At 72.0% G+C, this 22,560-nt stretch carries 15 protein-coding genes; 7 read left to right on the top strand and 8 right to left on the bottom strand.

Going from position 1 to position 22,560, the window contains the following annotated elements:
* Window positions 1–7: 7 nt before the first annotated feature.
* A complete protein-coding gene (locus AB0A63_RS01090; RefSeq protein ID WP_360383837.1) occupies window positions 8–580 on the bottom strand; it encodes a hypothetical protein in 573 nt (190 codons plus the stop codon).
* A 230-nt stretch (window positions 581–810) separates the two neighbouring features.
* On the opposite strand from AB0A63_RS01090, the gene AB0A63_RS01085 reads away from it, so the two are divergent.
* On the top strand, window positions 811–3,936 hold the full coding sequence (locus AB0A63_RS01085) for a GH92 family glycosyl hydrolase (RefSeq protein ID WP_360383834.1): 3,126 nt from the start codon (window positions 811–813) through the stop codon (window positions 3,934–3,936).
* Window positions 3,937–4,170: 234 nt separating this feature from the next.
* Window positions 4,171–6,204 carry a tetratricopeptide repeat protein gene (locus tag AB0A63_RS01080; RefSeq protein ID WP_360383830.1) on the top strand — a complete coding sequence of 678 codons (2,034 nt, stop codon included), beginning with the start codon at window positions 4,171–4,173 and terminating at the stop codon, window positions 6,202–6,204.
* Window positions 6,205–6,304: 100 nt separating this feature from the next.
* On the opposite strand, the gene AB0A63_RS01075 is transcribed toward AB0A63_RS01080, so the two are convergent.
* Together AB0A63_RS01075 and AB0A63_RS01070 are read right to left on the bottom strand one after the other, a co-directional pair.
* Window positions 6,305–7,399, bottom strand: coding sequence for a hypothetical protein (locus AB0A63_RS01075; RefSeq protein ID WP_360383828.1), 1,095 nt, complete (start codon window positions 7,397–7,399; stop codon window positions 6,305–6,307).
* Window positions 7,399–8,631 (bottom strand): nucleotide sugar dehydrogenase, encoded by a 1,233-nt coding sequence (locus tag AB0A63_RS01070; RefSeq protein WP_360383825.1) that lies wholly within the window; start codon window positions 8,629–8,631, stop codon window positions 7,399–7,401. Before AB0A63_RS01070 ends, AB0A63_RS01075 begins: the two co-directional genes overlap by 1 nt.
* A gap of 258 nt (window positions 8,632–8,889) precedes the next feature.
* Between AB0A63_RS01070 and AB0A63_RS01065 the strand changes: the two genes are divergently transcribed.
* Together AB0A63_RS01065 and AB0A63_RS01060 are read left to right on the top strand one after the other, a co-directional pair.
* The gene (locus AB0A63_RS01065; protein ID WP_360383822.1) at window positions 8,890–11,850 is read left to right on the top strand and encodes a BTAD domain-containing putative transcriptional regulator; all 2,961 of its coding nucleotides are present in this window, start codon (window positions 8,890–8,892) and stop codon (window positions 11,848–11,850) included.
* 510 nt (window positions 11,851–12,360) lie between these two features.
* On the top strand, window positions 12,361–12,897 hold the full coding sequence (locus AB0A63_RS01060) for a hypothetical protein (RefSeq protein WP_360383820.1): 537 nt from the start codon (window positions 12,361–12,363) through the stop codon (window positions 12,895–12,897).
* 21 nt (window positions 12,898–12,918) lie between these two features.
* Here AB0A63_RS01060 and AB0A63_RS01055 read toward each other — a convergent pair whose 3' ends face one another.
* The gene (locus AB0A63_RS01055) at window positions 12,919–14,433 is read right to left on the bottom strand and encodes a hypothetical protein (protein ID WP_360383817.1); all 1,515 of its coding nucleotides are present in this window, start codon (window positions 14,431–14,433) and stop codon (window positions 12,919–12,921) included.
* A gap of 159 nt (window positions 14,434–14,592) precedes the next feature.
* Window positions 14,593–16,767, bottom strand: coding sequence for a hypothetical protein (locus AB0A63_RS01050; protein ID WP_360383815.1), 2,175 nt, complete (start codon window positions 16,765–16,767; stop codon window positions 14,593–14,595).
* A 221-nt stretch (window positions 16,768–16,988) separates the two neighbouring features.
* Here AB0A63_RS01050 and AB0A63_RS01045 point away from each other — a divergent pair, with 221 nt between their 5' ends.
* On the top strand, window positions 16,989–17,279 hold the full coding sequence (locus tag AB0A63_RS01045) for a DUF4342 domain-containing protein (RefSeq protein WP_360383813.1): 291 nt from the start codon (window positions 16,989–16,991) through the stop codon (window positions 17,277–17,279).
* A gap of 65 nt (window positions 17,280–17,344) precedes the next feature.
* On the opposite strand, the gene AB0A63_RS01040 is transcribed toward AB0A63_RS01045, so the two are convergent.
* On the bottom strand, window positions 17,345–17,875 hold the full coding sequence (locus AB0A63_RS01040; protein WP_360383811.1) for a GNAT family N-acetyltransferase: 531 nt from the start codon (window positions 17,873–17,875) through the stop codon (window positions 17,345–17,347).
* Window positions 17,876–18,326: 451 nt separating this feature from the next.
* On the opposite strand from AB0A63_RS01040, the gene AB0A63_RS01035 reads away from it, so the two are divergent.
* Window positions 18,327–18,980, top strand: coding sequence for a glycoside hydrolase family 11 protein (locus tag AB0A63_RS01035; protein ID WP_360384956.1), 654 nt, complete (start codon window positions 18,327–18,329; stop codon window positions 18,978–18,980).
* A gap of 58 nt (window positions 18,981–19,038) precedes the next feature.
* Here the strand turns inward: AB0A63_RS01035 and AB0A63_RS01030 are convergent, their stop codons facing one another.
* Both AB0A63_RS01030 and AB0A63_RS01025 read right to left on the bottom strand, forming a co-directional pair.
* Window positions 19,039–20,220, bottom strand: coding sequence for a hypothetical protein (locus tag AB0A63_RS01030; protein WP_360383809.1), 1,182 nt, complete (start codon window positions 20,218–20,220; stop codon window positions 19,039–19,041).
* A 170-nt stretch (window positions 20,221–20,390) separates the two neighbouring features.
* Entirely contained in the window at window positions 20,391–21,548 is a 1,158-nt protein-coding gene (locus AB0A63_RS01025; RefSeq protein WP_360383806.1) for a mandelate racemase/muconate lactonizing enzyme family protein, read from the bottom strand.
* Between the two features lie 74 nt (window positions 21,549–21,622).
* Between AB0A63_RS01025 and AB0A63_RS01020 the strand changes: the two genes are divergently transcribed.
* On the top strand, window positions 21,623–22,366 hold the full coding sequence (locus AB0A63_RS01020) for an FCD domain-containing protein (RefSeq protein WP_360383804.1): 744 nt from the start codon (window positions 21,623–21,625) through the stop codon (window positions 22,364–22,366).
* The last annotated feature ends 194 nt before the right edge of the window (window positions 22,367–22,560 follow it).

The raw sequence follows: 22,560 nt of genomic DNA, 5'->3' as shown, positions 1-22,560 counted from the left end.
AGGCACCTCATCGGATGCCGGTTCTGTTCTGCAACGCCCCGACCTTGATGCCGTACAGGAAGAACACAGCCATGAACACCTCGATCTGCTGCTGCGACGTGAGGCCGTCGAGGTCGACCGCGACCTCCGTCTCCCGCACGTCCGCCGGCTCGGCCAGCCGCCGGTTGAACACCGCGCGCGCCACGTCCTGGCTGCGTTCGTCCACTTCGGCGTGGAACAGCATGCGCAGGTCGCAGTCGGGCGGCAGCGGGTGGCGGACGAGCTCTGCGGGGTAGCGGGCGGTCGTGACCCGCGCCGCCGTGTTGAGCGCGTGGGCGATGAGCTCGGCCCCCTTGCCGAAGTGGTCGACCATCGCGACCAGCTCGTCGAGCGTCGCGACGTCGTCCTCGATGCTGACCGGTGTGGCGATGTCGAGGTCGAGGCGTTCCATGGCCATCGCGACGTTCGCGAGCACCTGCGCGGGGTCGACGACGAACCTGTCGCCGAGGTGGGCGCTCGCCCGGTGGTGGTGCGGATCCAGTAACTCCTGCGCCTCGCGGTCGAGGTGCGCGTGCAGGAGGTCATCGTGGTCGGTCGTCACGCGCAAGACGTGCCCACTTTCGGGTGAGCGCAATCGTCCCTCCACGAAGGAGCGACGGCGCGGTTGGCAGCCGGGACCATCGGGTACCTCCCACCGATGCGGGCCGCTGCTCCCGCAGATCGCCGCATCCCGCTGGCCGTGCCCCATCAACGAGGACGGCCTGTCCCGAACCGGTCAAATCACCGCCGACAACGTTGACAGCCCTCCACGTCTGCGGAACGTTCCGATACATGCGCAGCAGCGGAGTGGTGGGTCTGGCAGCCGCGTTCCTCCTGGTGGTCCCGCTGGCCGCGTCGGCGCAGCCCCAGCCCCCGCCACCGCTGGTCGCCGACCCGACCGCCCACGTCGACCCGTTCATCGGCACCGGGAAGGCCGGCGCCGCCGTCGGCGAGATCAACAACTTCCCCGGCCCGTCCGTGCCGTTCGGCATGGTGCAGTTCTCGCCGGACACCCTCGGCTCGTACGCCGGCTACCAGTACCACAGCGACAAGATCCGGGGGTTCAGCCTCACGCACGCCAGCGCGGGGTGCAGCGTGTTCGGTGACGTGCCGATCCTGCCGGTCACCGGCGCCGTGGGGGAGCAGCCCTGGGACCGGGTGGAGACCTTCCGGCACAGCAGCGAGCAGGCCGAACCCGGCCACTACGCGGTGACGCTGGAGGACTCGCGGGTCCGGGCCGAGCTGACCGCCACCACCCGCACCGCTCTCGCGACATTCACGCTCCCCGCCGACGGGCACGTGCTGGTCAAGGGCGGCGCGAGCCTCTCGGGCAACTCCGCGGCCGACCTCACCGTCGAGAACGACACCACGGTCACCGGTTCGGCCAGCACCGGCGGTTTCTGCGGCAAGGCCAACAGGTACACCGTCTACTACGCCATCACGTTCGACCGGCCGTTCACCGCGAAGGGCACCTGGGACGGCAGCACCGTCACGCCGGACAGCGGCAGCGTCCGGGCGCCGCGGGCCGGTGCCTACCTGAGCTTTCCCGCGGGGCAGGTGAAGGCCAAGGTCGCGCTGTCCTACGTCGACGTCGACGGCGCCAAGCGGAACATGGCGCAGGAGGTGCCCGGCTGGGACGCGGACCGGGTGCGAGCGGACACCAGGGCGCGGTGGCGCACCGAGCTCGGCAAGATCCGCGTCGCGGGCACGAACGCCGACGAGCTGAAGACGTTCTACACCGCGCTGTACCACTCGTTGATGCACCCCAACACGTTAAACGACGTGGACGGGCGCTACACCGGCTTCGACGACCAGGTCCACCCGCTGCCCGCCGGCCGCACCCAGTACGCCAACTTCTCCGACTGGGACACCTACCGCAGCCTCGCGCCGTTGCACGCCATGCTGTGGCCGCGGCAGGCGAGCGACATGGCGCAGTCGCTGGTCAACGACGCGGTGCAGGGCGGCTGGTGGCCGCGCTGGCCGCTCGCCAACGACCACACCGCCCAGATGACCGGCGACAGCTCGGTCCCGCTGATCGCCAACCTGCACGCGTACGGCGCGCGCGACTTCGACCTCGCCACCGCGCTCAAGTACCTGGTCAAGGGCGCGACCAGCGTCGACACCACACCGGGCGGCTACCGGGAACGGCCGGGCATCGACGAGTACGTGCGGCGCGGCTACCTGCCCAACACCGACGTTGCCCGCGGCGACCACGCGCGGGCCGGTGCCTCGATCACCCTGGAGTGGTCGGTCGACGACTTCGCCATCGCCCAGCTCGCGGCTGCCGCCGGTGACCGCGCGACGGCCGCCGAGTTCGCGAGGCGGGGCCAGAACTGGCAGAACCTGTTCAACCCCGCCACCGCGCACGTCCAGCCGCGCGACGGCGCCGGCCGGTTCCCGGACGGTCCCGCGTGGCCCCCGTCGGCAGGCGGCTTCGGCCAGGACGGCTTCGACGAGGGCAACGCGGTGCAGTACACGTGGATGGTGCCGCACAACCCGGCCGGCCTGATCACCGCGATGGGCGGCCGCGACGCCGCGGCGGCCCGCCTGGACGCGTTCACCACCAAGCTCAACGCCGGCCCGTCAGAGCCGTACATGTGGGCGGGCAACGAACCGGCGTTCGGCATCCCGTGGCTCTACAACCACACCGGCCGCCCGTGGCGCACCCAGCAGGTGGTCCGGCAGATCATGACGACGTTGTTCGACGCCACTCCGGACGGCGAGCCCGGCAACGACGACCTCGGCGCCCAGTCCTCCTGGTACGTCTGGGCCGCGCTGGGCCTGTACCCCGCGACACCCGGCACGTCCGACCTGGCCGTGCACAGCCCCCTGTTCCCGCGGATCGTGCTCGACCTGCCCGGCCGCGACCTGACCATCACCGCGCCCAAGGCCTCCGCCACCGCGCCGTACGTGCACGCCCTGCACCTCGACGGCCGCGACCACGAGCGCACCGGCCTGCCGCGCGACCTGCTCCGCACCGGCGGCCGGCTCGACTTCGACCTGGGCACCACCCCGGACCGCGGCTGGGCCACCGGCGCCGACGCGGCCCCACCGTCCTACCGCGACGGTGAGCACGACTTCCTCGCGAGCGCCGACAACCTGGTCACCGTGCACCCCGGCGGCACCGCCGAGCTGACCGTGTCCGCGCGCAGGCTGGCCGGCGACGACCGCACGCTGTCCGTCACCAGCGCACCGCCCGCCGGCATCACCGTCACCGGCCCGCAGCGGTTCCCGCTCGCCGACGGCCAGGTGAAGCTCCAGGTGAGCGCGACCGCACCCGAGGGCTACCACGACGTCCCGCTGACCATCAGGGGTGAGCACCACACCGTGACCACCGCGGTCACCGTGCTCGTCGCCCCCGAAGGCAGCCTGGTCACCCGCTACGGCAACACCGGCGTCTCCGACGATGACGACAGGTCGCAGGCGAACCTGGACGGCGCCGGCAACAGCCACTCCCGCCAGGCCCTCGCCGAGGCAGGCCTGACCGGCGGCACACGCGCCGAGGTCGCCGGCACGACGTTCACCTGGCCCGCCACCCCGCCCGGCCGCCCGGACAACGTCGCCGCCGACGGCCAGACCGTGACCCTGACCGGCGGCCCGACACGGCTGGCGTTCATCGGCGCCGCCACCAACGGCGACCACCGCGGCACGGCCACCGTCACGTTCACCGACGGCACCACGGCACCGGCGGACCTGTCGTTCGGCGACTGGGTCCTGCCCGGCGGCAAGCCCGACACCCCGGTGTTCGGCAACACCGTCGTCACGCACCCCCGCTACCGCAACGTTCCGCGCGGCGGCACCGGACCGGCGTTCGTCTTCGCCACCGCGCCGTTCGCCGCGCCGGAGGGCAAGGTGATCGCGAGCGTGACCATGCCCGTGGACAGGCAGCTCCACGTGTTCGCCATCGGCACGGCGTGACGGCCTCGTAGCGCTGCAACAGGTCCGCGAGCGTCTCGCGCGGTCCCGGCGGCACCGACCGCGACGGGCCCGTGTCGTCGGGCGTTCTCCTCACGGACGTCAGCGGACGCCGCCGGTCCAGGTTACCTCCATCTTGATGATTACTTCAGTGTAGACTGAATTAAAATCACTCCGTGTGATGGCTGATTGACCCGCCTCCACGCCGTAGCGTGAAACGGCGGGGAGGCCGGTCCAGTGCGAAATGTGATGTCGGGCAGCGCGGGTCAGGTGGTGCAGGCGGGGCAGATCGGCGTCGTGCACGTGCACGGCGGACGATCCGCGCCGGTGCCGTTCCAGCTACCGCCGGCACCGCGGTGTTTCGTCAGCCGTGCGCACGAGTTGGCGTCGTTGGACGGGTGGCCGTTGCTGGTCCTCAGCGGTCCCGGCGGTGTCGGGAAGACGTCGCTGGCGCTGCGCTGGCTGCACGACCGGCGAGCCGAGTTCCCGGACGGCCAGCTCTACGTCGACCTGGGCGCGCACGCACCCGAGGGGCCGACCGCTCCCGAGGTGGTGCTGGAGTGGTTCCTGCACGCCCTGGGCGCGGTGGACGTGCCGGAGTCGCTGGCGGCGCGGCAGGCGATGTTCCGGTCGGCCACGGCGGGACGGGTGTTCGCGGTGCTGCTCGACAACGCCGCGTCCGCGGCGCAGGTCCGGCCGCTGCTGCCGGCGGCGGGGACGGTCGTGGTGACCAGCCGGTGGCGGCTGACCCCGCTGGGGCTCGACGGTGCCCGGTTCGTCGAGGTGGAGCCGTTGGGGCTGACGGACTCCGTGCGGCTGCTCGACACGATCATCAAGGACGGCCGGACGGCCGCGGAACCCGATGCGGCGGGGGAGCTGGCCCGGTTGTGCGGCGGGTTGCCGGTGGCGCTGTCCGTGGTGGGTGCGCGGCTGTCGACGCGGCCGCGGCGGTCGCTCGGACGGGAGCTGTGCGAGTTGCGCGACGACGGGTTGCCGGAGCTGGACGAGGCGGCGTCGGTCGGATCGGTGCTCGACCGGTCCTATGTGGACCTCCCGGTCGAGCAGGCGCGGTTGTACCGGTTGTGCGCCTGGTTGCCGGGGCCGTGGTTCGGCGCCGAGGTGGCCGCCGCGATGGTCGGCGAGCGGGTGGGCGACGTCGAGGACGCGCTCGAGGAGCTCGTCGAGAAGAACCTGCTCACCGAGATCGCCGACAACCGGTTCCGCTACCACGACATGCTGCGGACGCACGCGCGGAGCAAGCCCGACGCCGCCCGTGAGCCGGGGTTGAGGCGGGTGCTGGAGTGGTACCTGGCCGCGGCCGTCTCGGCCGACGTCGCGGTGATGCCGGTCCACCAGCGCGTCGGGCCTGCCTACGGCTCGATCGCGGCGATGCCGGGCGGTTCCCTCGACTGGTTCGAACGGGAACGCGTGAACCTCGTGGCGGCACTGCACTGCGCGCACTCGTGTGGCTGGCCGGAGCTGGTCTGGCAGCTGTGCGAACCGATGTGGGCGCTCTTCCTGCACCGCCACTACTACACGGACTGGGTGGAGACCCACCGCCTGGCGATCCCGGCGGCGCGGGAGTGCGGTCAGCCGTTGGCCGCTGCCCGGCTCGGCACCAGGCTCGCGATGGCGTACGTCAACCTGGGCCGGTACGACGAGGCGGTCGCCGAGCTGGACGCGGTGCTGGCGGCCGGGCTGGACGACCCGGTGAGCGAGACGACGGCCCTGTCGATGCTCGGCCGGGTGCACCTCGGCCGGGGTGCGCCGGAGGCGGCGCTGGAGTGCTTCCGCCGGGTGCTCGCCGTGCGCCTCGACCGCGGCCGGGACCGCGGTGCCGGGTTGGCCCGGCGCCGCATCGGTGAGGCGTTGCTGGAGCTCGGCCGGGTGGACGAGGCGGTCGTGGAGCTGGAGCTGGCGGAGGAGCTGCTCGACGACCCCGCCGAGCGGGCGCGGGTGCGGACGTTCCTCGCTCGTGCCTGCGCCGCGGCGGGTCAGGTCGACCGGGCGCGGTCGTTGCTCGACTCGGCGGGCAACGACCTGCGCACGTCACCCTTCCACCGCGCGGACGTGTTCCTGGCGCTGGCCGGGCTCGCGGAGAGCCCGGAGGAGGCGCGGGACCACTACCGCTCCGCGCTGGCGTGCTACGGCGATCCCGCTGATCCCACGGCGGTGCGCATCCGAGCCCTCCTCGACCGGCACGAGCACGAGTCCGCACCCCACGTGGTTCCCGGCCAGGCGGGCGGCGAGGGCCAGCGCGACCCGCACTGACGGCATCGGCGGGCCCACCAGCACGTCGGCGAGGTTCCGCCACCTCGGCCCGGCGCTCAGGTGCACGACGAGCAGCTCGCCGACCCGTGCGACACCGTGCTCAGCCATGGTGCACCGGAACCGGTTCCGCGCGGCAGGCGCGCGCCGGTTCGGTCAGCCCGAGCAGCCGGTACATCGTGCGGCGCAGGATCGCCGCCGCCTCGCCGGGGCGGGAGCTGATCGTGAGCGGCACCCGTCGGGCCTGTTCCAGGACGGGGCGGGTGTGGTCGAGCCGCGGGGCGTGCCGGTCGAGCTGGTCCGCGAAGCTGTCCGGTCGCACCCGCGGGCTGCTCGCGAGGACGACCGGCACCCCGAGGGCCGCGGCGTACTGCGTCACGGAGCCGTGGTCGCCCACGACGGCGTCGCTCGCGACCACGACCGCCCGCCAGCCCTCCTCCGGTGGCACGACGACGAGGCCGGTGCAGTCGGCCAGCCAGGCCCGGACCTGCCAGGCGCCGTGCACCTGCCAGATGTTCGGGTGGAGCACCGCCGCGACCCGGTGTTCGCGCAGCAGCTCCCGGTACAGCCAGGGGCGGCTGCCGAACGTCGACGACGGCGACCACGTCGAGCTCACCGCCACCAGCGTCTCGTCCTCGCCGATGCCCGCCGCCGTGCGGTACTCCGCGCGCAACGGCAGGGAGGCGCGCATCCGGTCGAGGCAGAGGTCTCCCGCCACCACCGCGTGCGGCAGGGCCTCGGGGCAGGCGTCGGCGAGCAACCGGAGCTCGTCGTCGTGGGCCAGCACGATCGCGGCGGGTACCACGCGGCCCGCGCGCGTCAGTGAGGCGCGGTCGAGGCCGTGCCCGTGCAGCCGGCGGGACTTCGCGGCGCTGGCGCCGTGCGGCAGGACGAGGACCGGGCCGTGCACCCGGTCCACGTCCTGGCGGCTGGCGGCGAGCACGAGGTCGAACCGGTGCCACGTCGCCTGTGCCCACGGAACGAGCAGCGCGCCTCGGGCGAGCACGAACTCCTCGGTGCCGGGCGGGGCGCCGGTGGGCACCGTGCACACGACCTGCACGCGGTGGTCGGCCTCCAGCAACGTCAGCACGTCCATCAGCCGGGTGCCCGCCACCACGTGCGGTACGAGGACGAGCACCTGGTGGCAGTCCGGCACGGTCACCCGCCGTGCCGCGCCCTGGCCGAACGGTGCCCACATCACGCGACCTCGACCGGGTCGCCGGAGGAGCAGTCGAAGACGGGGACGTCGGCGCGCCGCACGGGGTCCTTCGCCGCGTGCCTGGTCATGACCAGCACGAGGTCGGCCGGTGCCGTGACGGGCTGGGAGCGCAGCACGGTCCCGTTGTCCAGCACCAGTTCCGGGATGTACGGGTCGTGGTAGGCGACCTCCGCCTCGGCCGCGAGCTCGTTGAGCACGCGCACCGCCGCGGACTGCCGCACGTTGGCGGTGTCGGGCTTGTAGGTCACGCCGGCCACGAGCACCCGGCAGCGCCGCAGGGGTGGCAGGCCGCGGGCCGCGAGCGCTTCCCGCACCCGATGCACGGTGTGGGCGGGCATCGCCTCGTTCACCGCGATGGCCGCGTCGACGACCGGCGAGTGCAGGCCGTACCTGCGGGCGCTGGCCGTGAAGAACCCGGCCGACACGGGCACGCAGTCGCCGCCCGCGCCGGGGCCGGGCCGGTGCCGCAGGAAGCCGTACGGCTTGGTGCCCGCGGCGGCGAGCACCTCGTCGACGTCGACCCGCTGGGCGCGGCACAGCGCGGCCAGCTCGCAGGCGAGCGAGATGTTCACCATCCGGAACGTGTTCTCGAAGACCTTCACGAGCTCGGCGGCGCGCGGGGAGCTGACGGGCACGACGCGGTCCGCGACCCGGCCGACGAACCGGACCGCGAGCTCGGTGCACCGGGGCGTGTGGCCGGCGACGACGCGCGGCACGGTGTCCACCGAGACGTTGCCCGGATCCGTGCGCACCGGCGAGTGGGCGAGGTGGAAGTCGAGGCCGGGGCGCAGCCCGGACATGGCGGCGATGCGCGGCAGCAGCACCTCCTCGACCGTGCCGGGCGCGCACGTGCTCTGGACCAGCACCAGCGCACCCGGCCGCATCGACCGGGCCACGTCGTCGGCGGCCTGGTTCAGCATCGACACGTCGAGCCTGCCGCGGTGGTCGGCGGGAGTCGGCACGCACAGCACGTAGGTCCCCGAGTGCGGGATGCCGTCCGCGCTGTGCCGCAGCCGGAGGCGGCCGCTCGCGAGCGCACCGCCCAGGTCCTGCTCGTCGACCGTGCCGCGCCCGCAGCCCGGTCGCTGTTCGGTGATCTCCCCGATCCGCTCCCGGCTCGCGTCGACCCCGAGCACCGTCATGCCGGCGCGGGCCGCGGCGACCGCGGTGGGGAGCCCGGTGAACCCGAGCCCGATGACGACAACGTCCACAACACACCTCCTGGTCGGAATTTGTGGACACCAAGGTGCGGCACGACTCTGCTCGAATCGCTTTCCGTGTGCGGTGAATGCGCAGAACGCGCAGGTGGGAGCCTGTTGCGGGGATGGTTGGAAGGCGTTTTCCACACGTCGTGGACTCCGCGGGTTTCATTGCGCTTTCCGGCTTCGAACTCACAACGATGCTGGAAAGTGCGGTCGGCAGGCGGCACACTGCTTGACGGGAGATGCGCCTGGCGAGGGGTGGCGCGGGTGGAGATCGCATTCGGGATTCTCGGGCGTACGCGGCTGCGCACAGCCGGCGGGTTGAGCGCGGACTGGGGCAAGCCGAAAGAGCGGGCCGTGCTGGCCGTTCTGTTGTTGCACGCGAACAGGTCGCTGTCCGTGCGCACCATTGCGGAATGGGTGTGGGGTGATGAGCCGCCCGCCAATCCGTACGGCACTTTGCAGACCAACATCACGCGGATTCGGTCCGCTTTGCAGTCGCGTGGTCTGCCGGGGGTCATCTCGAACGAGGAACGCGCCTACCGGCTCGAGGTCGACCGCTCGCTGATCGACTTCTTCGCCTTCGACGAGCTCGTGCGGGAGGCGAAGTCCGCGGCGCACCGGCCGGAGCCGGACCACGAGAGGGCGTGCGCCCTGTCGGAACGAGCGATCGCGTTGCTGGGCGACGAGCCGCTCGCCGACCTTGACAGCGACGTGGCCCGCGACCGGCGCCGGGTGTTCCTGCGCGACCAGTACCTGACGGCCGTCAACGGGCTGCTCTACAGCCTGGGGAAGCTCGGCCGCCACGAGCAGATGTTGTTCCACCTCAACGAGGTCCAGCCGGCGCACGACCTGGACGTGATGCTGGCACGTCATCGGCTGATCGCGTTGTACGGGCTGCGCAAGCGGGTCGAGGCGGTGCGGTACTACCTCGACGTGCGGCGGCGGATCCAGACCGAGATCGGCGACGGTTCCGAGGAGGAGCTGCACCGGTTCCACGAGGAGCTGCGTGTCCGGTACGCGGGACAGCGCGCACCGCTGGCCGAGGGCCCGCGACCGCGGTACCTGCCGCACGACACCGACGCGTTCGTCGGGCAGCAGGAGCTGCTGGCGGAGCTGACCGACCTCGTCGTCCCGCACCCGCAGCCCCGGCTCGTCGCTCTCGACGGGCCGCCGGGCGTGGGCAAGACGACGCTCGCGGTGCACTGGGCGTGGTCGGTGCGGTCCCGGTTCCCCGACGGCTACTGGTTCGCCGCGCTGGACGGCGTGGCGGACGGCCCGCGCGTCGAGGCGGCCCAGGTGGTGAAGGAGCTCCTGGCGGCGTTCGGCATCGCGGCGGACTCGATCCCGTCGCTCGAGGCCCGCACGGCGCGGCTACGCGAGCTCCTCGCGAACCGGCGGATGCTGGTGGTGCTGGACAACGTGGCGGACGCCGAGCACGTCCGGCCGCTGCTGCCCGCCCTGTCGAACTGCCTGGTGCTGATCACCAGCAGAGCGCGGCTGAGCGAGCTGGCGGTGTACTACCGGGCCCGGTGCCTGACCGTGGACCCGTTGGAGCGCAACGACATCATCACCTGGATGGCGAACCGGCTCGGCGACAGGGGACAGGTGGCCCCGGTGGCGAGGCTCGCCGACCTGGCGGCGGGCATGCCGCTCGCGATGCAGCTGATCGGCGAGCAGGTCGCCGCGCAGCCCCGGCGCTCGCTCGACGACTTCGTCCGGCTGCTGGTGCGCGACCGGGCGGTGCTGTCGCTGGGCAACGGCTCGTCCGGCAGCATCCGCGCCGCGTTCCGGCTGTCCTACCGCAGCCTGACCGAGGCGCAGGCGCACCTGTTCCGGTTGCTGGGCCTGCACCCCGTGCGCGAGGTGTCGCTCGACATCGTGGCCGCGCTGGCCGGTGCCGACCGCGAGGACGCGCGTGAGCTGGTCGAAGCCCTGGTGTGGACGAGGCTGGTCGAGGCGAAGGACGACGACCGCTTCGGGTTGCACGACCTGCTGCGCGAGTTCGCGGCGGAACGGGCCGAGCTGGACGAGGAGCCGGAGGAGCGGGCGGCGGCGGTCGGCCGGATGCTGGCCTGGTACACGCGCGCCGTGCACAACGCGGACCGCCGCCTGTTCGGCTTCCGGCGCGAGGTACCGACGTTGCCGATGCCCTCCGGCGTGCGCGAGCGGGACTTCGCCGATGACAACGATGTCGCGCAGTGGTGCCTTCAGGAGGAAGCTGCGCTGGTTGCTGTGATCCAGTCCGTGGCCGACCCGGAACACGCATGGAGGTTGGCCAACGGCGTAGGCGAGCTGTTCTACCGCTACGGGCGCTACGACTCACTTTTGGCGGTGATGAGGGTCGGCGTGGAAGCCGCCCGCGCGTGCGGGGACGACACCGTGCTGATCGACACGCTCCAGAACGCCGGATTCGTCTTCATGCGGGTGCGACGCGACTACGAGTCGGCGGACCGGTACTTCCGCGAGGCGCGGGCGCTCTTCGGCGACCGCGACGACCCCGAGACGCTCGCCGTCCTGCTGCGCAACGAGGCCGAGTGGCTGCGCGGAGCCGAGACCGTGTCGACCGCGATCGCCATGTACCAGCGGGCACTCGCACTCACCGCGCGGGAGGACACCAAGGCCGGCATCCTGCACCGGCTGGGCGAGACCTGCCTGCGCGGCAACCGCTTGGACGAGGCCACGTCCTACCTGTACCAGGCGCTGCACCTGAGGGAACGGCTGGGCGACACGAGCGGCCAGGGCGACAGCCTCCTGGCCCTGGCCCGCCTGGCCTTCGGCCGAGGCCAGCCGCTGGGCGCCCTGGGCCACTGCCACCTGGCCGTCGGGATGTTCCAGCTCGCGCGCAAGCGCGTCGGCGAAGCCTCAGTGCTGACGTTGCTCAGCGCCATCGCCAGGGACAGCGCCGACCTCGCCGGAGCGAGGCACTACGCGTCCCGTGCGCTGGAGCTGTCCCAGGACAGCGACCGCGAGGTCGAAGCGGTCGCGCTCGACCTGCTGGCGCAGATCGACTGGAAGAGCGGCGAGCTCGACTCCGCCGTGCGGCGGTGGCGGCTGGCCGCCGACGCCTTCCACGACCTGGGGGACCGGCGGGCGGACGGCATCGAGGCCCAGCTCCGGGAGGTCGCCGGTTTCACGCAACCACCGGTGCCCCAGACGCGTCTTCAATCCGAGACGCAGGACCGGAACAGCGGTGGAATCGCGCCTAGGCTCACCGGATTGGAATAGCGCGTTCACCTTTGTGGACGTCATTCAGCTCAGCTTTAGACATACAGAACGTAGTTTATTTTCACTCGAAGGTGTCTGCGCGGCGCCGTTGGTTATGCATGACTAGTGGCGTCAGCGTGCCCGTAGATGGAACGGCTGGTTGCTTAGGGTGGGGCGGCGACAGGTGCTCCTTGGTGAGCTGACAAGATCTTGCGCACCAGACACGTCATGGAGAAAGGCCTACGTTGCCCAGCCGTATCAAAATCGTGGGAGTGTTGGCGCTCGTCCTCTTCGGGATCGCCACCGCGCTCGTGAACCCAAGCGAGCCGTCAGTGGCCTACGCGGCTTCTGAAACCACTCTGTCCACGGCATCCATGCAGTTCGGCTAGGTCGCCGACCGACGCGACGACCTGACAAGGCCCTGACTCGGTCCGAGTCAGGGCCTTGTCTTTCGCGCAGCAGCACCACGCGCTTGACCCGCGCACCTGGCCCGCGCCGACACCGAGACCGGGCTTGGGTAGCGTGAGAGCCGTGGTGCAGGTCTTCATCCAGCCCTCGTACGGCACACCCGGAGCGCGCAGGCACTGGGCCGACTCGCTGGAACGCGCGGTCGAGTTCCGCGCGTTCGACCCCGATCCGGCGGACTCGGCGCGGCTGGCGGCCGTGCACCCGAGTGGCCGGGCGCGGTTCTGGGGTGCGACGGCCAAGCACGACCGCAGGATGGACACCGTGACCACCGGTGACGTCGTGCTGCTCACCGGCCGCAAGCACGTGCTGGCCATCGGCGAGGTGGGGCACTCGTTCCGCGACCCGGCGTTCGCGCGCCGGCTGTGGCGGCCCGATCCCTCGAAGTGCTTGTGGAGCAACGTTTACAGCCTCCGACGGTACTGGCCGGTGCTGATGCCCTACGAGGAGATCTGGGCGTTGCCGGGTTTCAGCACCGGCGACAACTTCATGGGGTTGCGCTTCCTCGCGCCCGAGAAGGCCGCCGTCGTGCTGGCGCACACCGCTGCCGACCGGCGCCGCCGGGGCGCGGCGGAGAACGACGTGTGCCCGGCCGGGGTCTGACCGCGTCCACAAACGCTTGTCCTATCGCGACGGAGTCCACTCGGGACGGTTCGGAGCAGCGGAACCGGCCCACCACCCGGCCGCGCACATCACGAACGACCACACCACCGCGGTGACCAGCCCCAGCTGCGTGGCGAGGTCGTGGTCGGCCGGCCAGCCGGCCGTCCAGCCGAGCAGCGGGGCCAGGAACGCGACGCCCGCGAGCACCGCGGCGACACCGACCACCACGGCGCGACGCCGGGGCACGGAGTCCTGGACCAGGGTCAGGGTGACGCCGACCGCCGCCACGCCGAGCGCGTAGAGCAGCGGCGCGGGCGTGGTCTCGTCCGCCGTGGTGAAGAAGAAGCTCACCCAACCGGCGACCGGCAGGGACGACGCGAGCAGGGCGGCGAACGGCAGCAACGTCTTGGGGCGGGTGCGGGACCGGCTGACGGCCACCGCCATGCCGAGCAGCAGGGCCAGTGCGGTGACCAGGCCGGCGTGCCGCACGTGGTCCCCGATGACCTGGCCGAACCCGGTGAGCGGGGAGGGGCGGACGTCCAGTCCGGTCGCGGGGACCACGACCGGCACGGCGCGCCACGTGCCGTCGGTGCCGCGGACGGCCATGCCCTCGGCGCCGTTGGCCACGAACACCTCGTGCCCGCCCGGCACCTGCCGGACCAGCAGGTCCACGCTGGCGATCTTGGAGCTGCGGTCGACGCCGCTGGGGATCAGGTGCCGGCGTTCGATGAACGACCACCGCGCGGCCGGCACCTCCCAGGCGGTGCGCCAGGTCCGGCCGCCGTCGGTCGTCTCGTCGACGCCGAGCAGGCGGCCGCCGCGGGGCGGGGTCTCGTCGAGGTCCAGCTCGCCGCCGCCGTGCACGCGGTAGCAGTGTGCGGCGGTGCCGGGCACGCACGCCTCGGTCTGGAGCCGGTGTTCGGGCGGGGGCTGCGGCAGCGGGGTCCAGTCGCCGAGGCCGGTGGGGGAGCCGTAGAACCGCTCCTCGATCTCGACCACGACCCGTCCGCCGTCCGCGGCCCGCACGGAGTCGACGGCCGGCAGCGAGACGTAGGGCGCCGAGGTCGCGCCGACCGCCAGCACCGCGAACGGGACGGCGAGCACCACCCGCAGCCGGTGCGCGAGGCCGTCGGGCAGCGGGGGAGCGGCCGCCGCACGCCGCCACGTCCACCAGGCGAGGCCGAGCGCCGGGAGCGCCACCAGGTCCGTCGGGTCGGCCAGCACCACCGACGGGCCGTTGACGAGCGACCACGCCGCCGACGCGACCTCCGCGCCCACCGCGGTCGTCTTGACCCACGCGAACCCGGCACCGGTCAGCACCACCGCGGCCGCCGCACCCGCCCGGCCCGCGCGCAACAGGCCGGCCAGCAGGCCCAGCACGGCCGGTGCCACCACCAGACCGGCGACGTCGCTCAGCTTGCCGGTGACGAGACCCGGCCACGCCCGCTTGAGCACGTGGTCGTTCAGCAGCAGCACCGCGGCGGCCCCGAGCGACACCGGATGCGCCACCCAGCGCAGGAATCCCCCAGCTCTCATGCCGGACAGCCTGCGTCCCCGTGATCACGGCAGCGACTCGGCCCGGCGTCGGATCAGCGCGGCGGACAGACGCGGGTTCGTCCGTCAGCCGGTCTCACCGGTCACCGAGGTGCCTGGTGAAGGTCGCCTGACCGGCAGCTCCGGCTGGGAGCCGCCACCTCACCGGCCGAGGAACGCCTTGATCTCCTCGCGCGTGCGCCGGGAGACCCGGTGGTCCTCCGCAAACCTCCGCAGTGCTTCCTTCCCGCGCTCCTCGTCCACCTCCACGGCCTTGCGCCCCGCCTCGAAGCGGACTGCGTCGGTGTCGAGGTCGCCGACGACGTGCAGCAACCACTTGAGCCGCTGCTCACCGGGCAGCAGGCAGGCGGCCTCGATGCGGACCTCGCCCGCACGGCGCTTCTTCACGATCTTGTCGATCACCTCGGCGGCGAACTTCCGGTCGATGCCCACGAGCGCCTTCGCGGCGTCCAGCCGGTGGTCCGCCGACTGCGCGAACAAGCCGATCTGCCGCAGCTTCCCCTTGCCCCGGCCGCCCGCCTCCCGCAGCAGGCTGACCTGGAAGGAGATGTCCGAGGGGAACAGCTCGGCGAGCCGCGCCATCAGCTGTTCGCCGGCGTCCTTCTTCATCCCCACGACCTTGCGGGCGGCTTTGAGCATCAGGTCCCTGTCCGAGGTGGTGGTGGTCGCGATGAGCTCGCAGAGCGTGATGGACTTCGCCTTGTCGAACGCGCCGGACTCGACGGCGAGGATGCGCAGCTCTGCAGGCCTGCCGGTGTCCCGTGCGACCTTCTCCAGCGCCTCGGCGGCGGGGCCGGCCGCGAACTTGAGCGCCTCCAGGAGCAGCTCGACCCCGGCGCGGTCCACCGCCCTGTGAGTCTTGGCGATGTCGATGAGCAGCAGGCCACCGGGCTTCGGTTCGGCCTCGCAGATCCTGCGGGCGCCGACCAGCCGGCGCTCGCGGCTCTTCTTCGGGTTCGCGGCGAAGGCGTGCAGCGCGGTGGCGGGGCCGCCCTGGTCGACGATGGAGAGCGCGGCGGCGAGCTGGGTCTCCTCGTCCTCTGCCTCGCGGGAGAGCCGGGCGAGGTCGGAGAAGCGGCGGGACGGCACGAGGTCGCCGATCAGGTGCACCGCCTCGAGCCGCACGGGACCGGCGATCTTGCGCCGGGGCGGCCACGCGACGCCCTCCGCGATGCGCAGCGCCACCCGCGCGTCCCACGGGCGGACCGCCCTGGCGATCGCGACCGGTGTGGTCTCGGTGCTCGCGCTGTCCGCGAACCGTTCGGCGGTCCTGACGGCCTCGGCCTCGTCGGCCTCGGCCAGCTGCCCGAGGTGCGCCAGCCGTGCCGCATCGCTCAGGGTGCCCTCGCGGCCGATCAGACCGGCCCACAGCGCGGTGTCGCCGCTGAGCCTGGCCGCGTCCAGCCGCCGGTCGCCCATGTCCGGGTCGGCCGCGAGGCAGCGGTAGGCGTGCAGGCCGAGTGCGGCCTCCTGGCGCCAGATCAGCCCGGCCACGTCCAGCCGTTCGGTCCGACCGCCGGTGAGCGTGCCCGCCAGCAGGCGCAGGCACTGCTCACCGCGCACCGGGTCCATCTCGGTCAGCACCTCGACGGCGTTGAACCGGCGCAGGGAGGGCGTGTCCCGGTTCCGCAGCCGGGCCAGCCGCTCCAGCGCGTCGGCGGTCTGCTCCGGTTCGAGCTCGCGCAGCGTGGCGACCGACGCCCGCCACGCGCCGGCCTCCCTGCGGAGGTCGGCGAGCTGCTCGTGCAGCACCCCGACGGTCTTCTCGCGCAGGTCGTCTGCGGGTACCAGGCGCCGGTGGAGCAGTTCGGCGACGAAGTGCACGTGGGTGTCGGCGTGCTTGGGGCTCAGCAGGGCGTCGAGCCGCTTGCGCAGCATCGCCTCGGCCGTGTCCCACCACAGCGCCACCTGGTACTGCGCGACCCCGCTGTTCTTCCGCCACGCGCCACCGGGACGCAGGAACGCCTTCTGGCGCAACCAGAAGCGGAGCCTGCCCTCGTCCTCGTGGACCGCGCGGCACGCGGCGAGGAAGTCGCCCATCCGGTCGGGGACGAACCGGACCACGCCGTTCCGCTCGGCCACGACTCCGTTGTCGGTCAGGAGCCGGTGCAGCGCGGCGATGTCGGCCGCGCCGTCGAGCCGGTGCTGTGCCGCGGTGTGCTTGAGCGCGTCGTGGAAGTCGTCGTCGAGACACCGGTCGGCGAGGTCTTCGAGGAACGGGCCCGCCTTGCCGTTGACCAGCGGGGAGCTCTGCACCGCGAGAACGTGTCGCCGCGCCGCCGCCTTCATGGTCTCGATCTCGTCGGCTGTCGTCACGCGAGAACATGCTAGGCGCGTCCAACGATCCGTTACAGGACAATAACTTGACAGTTCACATCGGTGAAAAATATGTCCACAGTGGACGTCGTTGCCCCCTGGGGGCCGGATCGGCCCTGAGGGTCGAATCAGGTGCGGATCAGGGGTAAACCCTGATGGCACCGCGCTCGCGCACGGGCACTCTGGAGTCGTCAGGGAAGACCCACGGTTCTAGGAGAGTCATGAGCGAGTCCAAGCCCGAGTCCGCCCGTTCCGCCGTCGACTCGGTGGTCGACGCCGTTCGCGGGCTGGTCAGCGAGGGCATCAACCGCCGCGTGGTCGTGCGCGACAGCAAGGACGACGTGGTGCTGGAGGTGCCGGTGGCTCTCGGGGTGGTAGCGGCGCTGGCCGCTCCGGTGGCCACGACGATCGGCGCCGGTGTCGCGCTGGTCGGCAGGTGCGACATCAAGCTGGAGGACCGCCGTCAGCCCGGCGCCCAGCCCGCCACGACGGCGGAGGCCGAGCGGGTGTAGCTCGGCCGGTCCGAGTGCGAGGCCGGTGCCGTCACCGACTGGTGGCGGCACCGGCCTGCGGTGTCCTACGGGGTGTGCTGCAGGTCGAGCCACATGATGCGAAGACCCACGAAGCCCTCGGTGGGGTGGCGGAAGGCCCCGGGAGCGACGCCGAGCGTGACGAACCCGAGGCTTTCGTAGAGGCGGACGGCGGCGGTGTTCGTGTCGACGACCGCGTTGAACTGGACGGCGGCGAAACCGGTGCGCCGGGCCCAGTCGACCAGGTCGGTGGTGAGCGCCCGCCCGACCCCGGCACCCCGCGCGTGCTCGGCGACCATCAGCGTGCCCGAGGCGACGTGGCTTCCCGGGCCCTGGCGGTTGGCGTACATGTTCGCCGTCCCGAGCACCTGACCCTCGCCGGCGGCCACGACCACGCGCGCGGGTGCGGGCAGCACCCACATCCGCCGGGCGTCGTCCTCGGTCATGGCGGGGTCGTACGGGATGGTCCGCTGGTCGGTGACGACGGACCGGATGATCGGCCAGATCCCCGGCCAGTCGTCGTCGTGCGCCTCGCGGACCGCGAACGCGGCGGAACCCCGGCCGGTGTGTGTCTGCACGACCCCATCCTGCAGACAGGAGCGTGCAGTGACCATCCATTTAGTCCTCAGCCCGCGAGCGCCCGCGGGTCCAGATGTCGTCGCCCGGCTTTTCGGGCGCTAAAATTTAGCCGCCCACAAATGCCGGAGTGCGATCCTCTGGCACTTCCACCGAAGTTTCGAAACATTGTCGAAACTTCGCGGCAACCTTACGGAGTCGTGTCGGCACTGCTAGTGTCCGAAAAGGTTCGGCCACCGTCGACCTGGGTCTCCGCCGAATCCGGGCCGGCCGGTCGCAACCACGCAGTTGGCCATTTCCGAAAAGGCCAGCACCGACGGCGGCCCCCAGCACGATCACCACTGCCCTCGCGGCTCGCATCGCGTTGCCCGGCTGCCGTGCCACCCTCGACGACGAGGAGTACTGCACATGGCTGAGGCCACTTCCCGCTCGTCCGGCCGCGTTCGCGGCCGCATGGCCACGCTCGTCCGCGGTGCCTGCATCGCGCTGGTCATGTCGCTGACACCCGGCGTCGCCGGCGCCGATGTCGGCATCACCGCCACGTGTTCGAGCCAGACGGGCAACAACGGCGGGTACTACTACTCGTTCTGGACCGACGGCGGCGGCCGGGTCTGCATGGAGCTCGGGTCCGGCGGCAACTACAGCACGTCGTGGAGCAACGTCGGCAACTTCGTCGGCGGCAAGGGCTGGAGCAACGGTTCCCGGCGCACGGTGAACTACTCCGGCAGCTTCAACCCGTCCGGCAACGCCTATCTCACCCTGTACGGCTGGACGTCGAATCCGCTCGTCGAGTACTACATCGTCGACAACTGGGGCGACTACCGGCCCACCGGCACCTACAAGGGCACGGTGACCACCGATGGCGGAACGTACGACATCTACCAGACGATGAGGTACAACGCGCCTTCCGTGGAAGGCAACAACAAGACCTTCCCGCAGTTCTGGAGCGTCCGTCAGCAAAGGCGCACCGGCGGTTCCATCACCACCGGGAACCACTTCGACGCGTGGAGCCGCGCGAACATGCGGCTGGGCAGCTTCAACTACTACATGATCATGGCGACCGAGGGGTACCGCAGCAGCGGCAACTCCAACATCACCGTGCGATGACCCCTCCCGCGGGCTGCGGTGAGCGCCGCAGCCCGCGGTGCGGGAACCCCCGTACCGGCTACTCCGGTGGTGCCCCCTCCTCGGCCTCGGCCAGGTGCCGCACCACGGCCGCCACGTAGTCCTCCGGCCCCTCGGCTCCGCGCGCCACGACGACGGCACCCCCGTCGTCGCCGAACGCCACCACCGCCCCGGCCCCCGGATCCGGCCCGACCCGGTAGCCGGAGTCGTCACCGAGAGCCGCGGCGAAGTCGGCCCACGTCTCGTGCGGGAACCCCTTGAGCAGGTTCACCCGCCGGGTCTGCCCCGCCCGCGCCGCCGGTGGCGTGAACACGAACAGCCTGCGGTGCGCCCCCAGCTCCCTGATCACCCGGAGCTCGTACCGCAGCTCCGGCCAGTCGCCAGGGGCCATGATCACGCAGCGGGAGCCGGCCACCAGCTCGGCGAACTGCTCGCGCCACGAGTCGTCGGTCGCGTAGTGGCGGTCGATGCCCTCGGGCGGGAGGTAGTCGCGCGGGTTGCCGAGGCCGTGGCCGCGGCCGAGGGTCCGTGCGATCGCCGGCGCGAAGTAGTCGTCGAACGCCATCGGTTCCGGGCGGCGGAACACCTTCCGCAGTTCCGGCCGGGCGCGCGTCTCGTCCGGTTCGCGGCGCCGGAAGGCGAACAGCCTGCGTTCGTTGCCGAAGCCGCGGATCCACACCACGGCCGGACGCGGATCGGCCGCGGGTGGGGCGTCGAGGCGGTCCGCGCGCCGGGCCGCCGCGTGGCACAGGACGTAGGCCATCGCCGTCGGCAGCATGGACTGCACCGCGAGGGTCACGGGTTTCCCGTTGAACGCCAGCAGCACGTACAGCAGCGGCGGGACCGCCACCGCCGCGTTGCCCAGCACGCGGAACGGTGTGCGCGGCCGTCGCCGCCGGCCGGACCGGACAGGGCGTGCGGGCACCAGGCGCACGGCCAGTGCGAGACCGGCCAGCGTCACCGCGACGCCGAGCACGGCGACGGCGGTGAGGACCGGTCCGTCGCCGGACCGCACCACCAGGGCGACGAGGAGCGGCCAGCCCACCAGGCCGGCGAAGGTGGACGTCGCGAGCACGGCGGGCGTGAGCGGGCCGGTGTAGCCCTTCGCCTGCGCCCGCCGCCACACCCGCATGAACGCCGCGACCGCCAGGTAGGTCGCCGCCATCCCCGCGGCCAGCACGACCACGCCGGCGAGCAGGGTGAGCACCGCCCGGCCCGTCACGACGCACCGGCCCGCACGCGCGGCTCCACCGTCATCGCACCGCCCCTCCCCGTGGCCGCGGACGACTCCTGTCTATGCCCGCGGTACCGCACGCGGCACCGCCGAACAGGGGATCCGGCCCGGTGGAGGCGGAGGGCCCGCGTCCACAAAGGACACGGACCCCCGGCGCGCTACTCGAACACCCCGTAGCCCTCGACGGCGTGGGCCCGCACGCCGTCCATGTCCAGCTCCACACCGATTCCGGGTGTGTCCGGAACGGTGATGTAGCCGTCCTTCACGATCGAGCCGCTCCCGTCCGGTGCCTGGACGTAGCTGTCCCACACCGCGCGTTCGTCGAGGGCGTGCCACTCCTGGACGAAGAAGTTGGGGATCGCCGCGCACTGGTGCGAGGTGGCCATCGTGCCCAACGGCGTCGACACCAGGTGGGGTGCGAACGGGATGTAGTGCAGCTCCGCGAGGTTCGCGATCTTCTTGGCCTCGGCGAGACCACCGCACTTGGGCACGTCCGGCTCGATCACGTCCACCGCGCCGCGTTCGAGCAGCTCGCGGAAACCCCAGCGCAGGTACAGGTTCTCGCCCGCGCAGATCGGTGTGCGGGTCTGCGCGCGCACCCGCACCAGCGCGTCGACGTTCTCGGCCGGCAGCGGTTCCTCCAGCCACATCAGGTTGAACGGCTCGAGCTCCCACGAGATCCGGCACGCGCTCGGCACGTCGTAGCGGGCGTGCAGGTCGATGGCCAGGTCGACGTCCGGTCCGATCGCCTCCCGCACGGCCGCCACGCGGTCGACCATCGAGCGCAGCTCGCCGGTGTTGACCGTGTGGTTGAACGCGTCGAACTTGTCCGGGTGGTGCAGGTCGTCGATGTCGAACTTCAGCGCGGTGAAGCCCTCGGCGACCATCCGCTGCGCCCGGTCGACGCAGCCGGAGACCGAGCCCGCCGGGTCGTCGCCGTCACCGCAGTCGGCGTAGAGGCGGATGCGGTCGCGGAACTTCCCGCCGAGCATCCGGTACACCGGCTGGCCCGCCGCCTTGCCCGCCAGGTCCCACAGCGCGAGCTCGATCCCGGACAGGGCGATGACGAACACCCCGCCCTGCGGGCCCGCGAAGACCTTGTTGCGGCGCAGCTTCTCCCAGCACCGTTCGACGTTGCGGGGGTCCTCGCCGATCAGGAGCGGGGTGAGTGAGTTGATCATTCCGACGACGGCTCCCGCGCCGGCGTCGGGGTTGGCCTCGCCGAAACCGCTGAGGCCCTCGTCGGTGTCGATCCGCACCAGCGTGGCCTCACCGTGGTAGGCCACCACTGCTGTCGTGACGTTCACGATCCGCATTGCTCTCCCGTCGCCGGGTGGTGCACAGGAACGGAGACTGTCGCGGTGTGCAACTTGTCCTATAAGCTGATGACATGCAAAGGGGACAGGAGTCCGCGGACGCTGTCAAGGTCCGGACCCTTCCGGTGCAGGTGGCCGCACACCTGACCCGGCGCATCGTCAGCGGTGACGTGGAGGACGGCCGGGCTCCGTCCGAACTCGACATCTCCCGCGAGTTCGGGGTGTCCAGGGTCGTGGCGCGGGAGACGCTGAAGATCCTCGCCTCGCTCGACATCGTCGAGGTCGCCCAGGGCCGCCGCGTGGTCGTGCGCCCTCCCGCCGAGTGGGACTACCTGAGCCCGTTGCTGATCGAGTGGCTGCCGCAGGAGATCGTCGGCGAGCTGCTGCAGGAACTGCACCAGATGCGCGTGCTGCTCGAACCCGAGCTCGCCGCCATGGCCGCGGCGAGCGTCACCGACGAGACGCTCGACCGGCTCAGGGACGAGGTCGGCCGCATGGCCTCGCTGGAGGCCGACCCCAACGCCTACCTCGCGGTGGACCACGAGTTCCACATGGAGATCTGCCGGGCCGCGGACAACCGCATCCTCGACCGGATCATGTACTCCGCCCGCTGGCTCGGCACGGCCAGCCGGCGCATCACCAACGAGGCACCGGCCGCGTTGCGCAAGGCCACCGCCGACCACACCGAGATCTACGAGGCGATCCTGGCGCGCGACCCGGCCCGTGCCCGCGACGCGATGCGCAGGCACCTCAGCAACAACTCCACGCTCCTCGCGGAGAAGGAGGAGCAGACCAGGCGCGCCACCCGGCGCCGCTAGGCCACCGCACGGACCGTTCCGCCGCAAGACCGCACCACCCCGCGATTGTTCCGCCGCCGTACCGCACCACCGCCGTACCGCAGGAAGTCCCACGCCGTCGCACCCCGTCCGCCCGGGGTGCCGCCGGTTGCCACCCCGTTCCGCCGTTCTTCGCCGCATGAACCCGGCAGCGCGGCCCTCGCCGTGCTGTCCCG

Origin of the sequence: Lentzea sp. NPDC042327 (assembly GCF_040647275.1) — a bacterium.
Classification (GTDB): domain Bacteria; phylum Actinomycetota; class Actinomycetes; order Mycobacteriales; family Pseudonocardiaceae; genus Lentzea.
The sequence above is the reverse complement of the archived record's forward strand: the minus strand, read 5'-3'. Positions and strand labels throughout refer to the sequence as shown.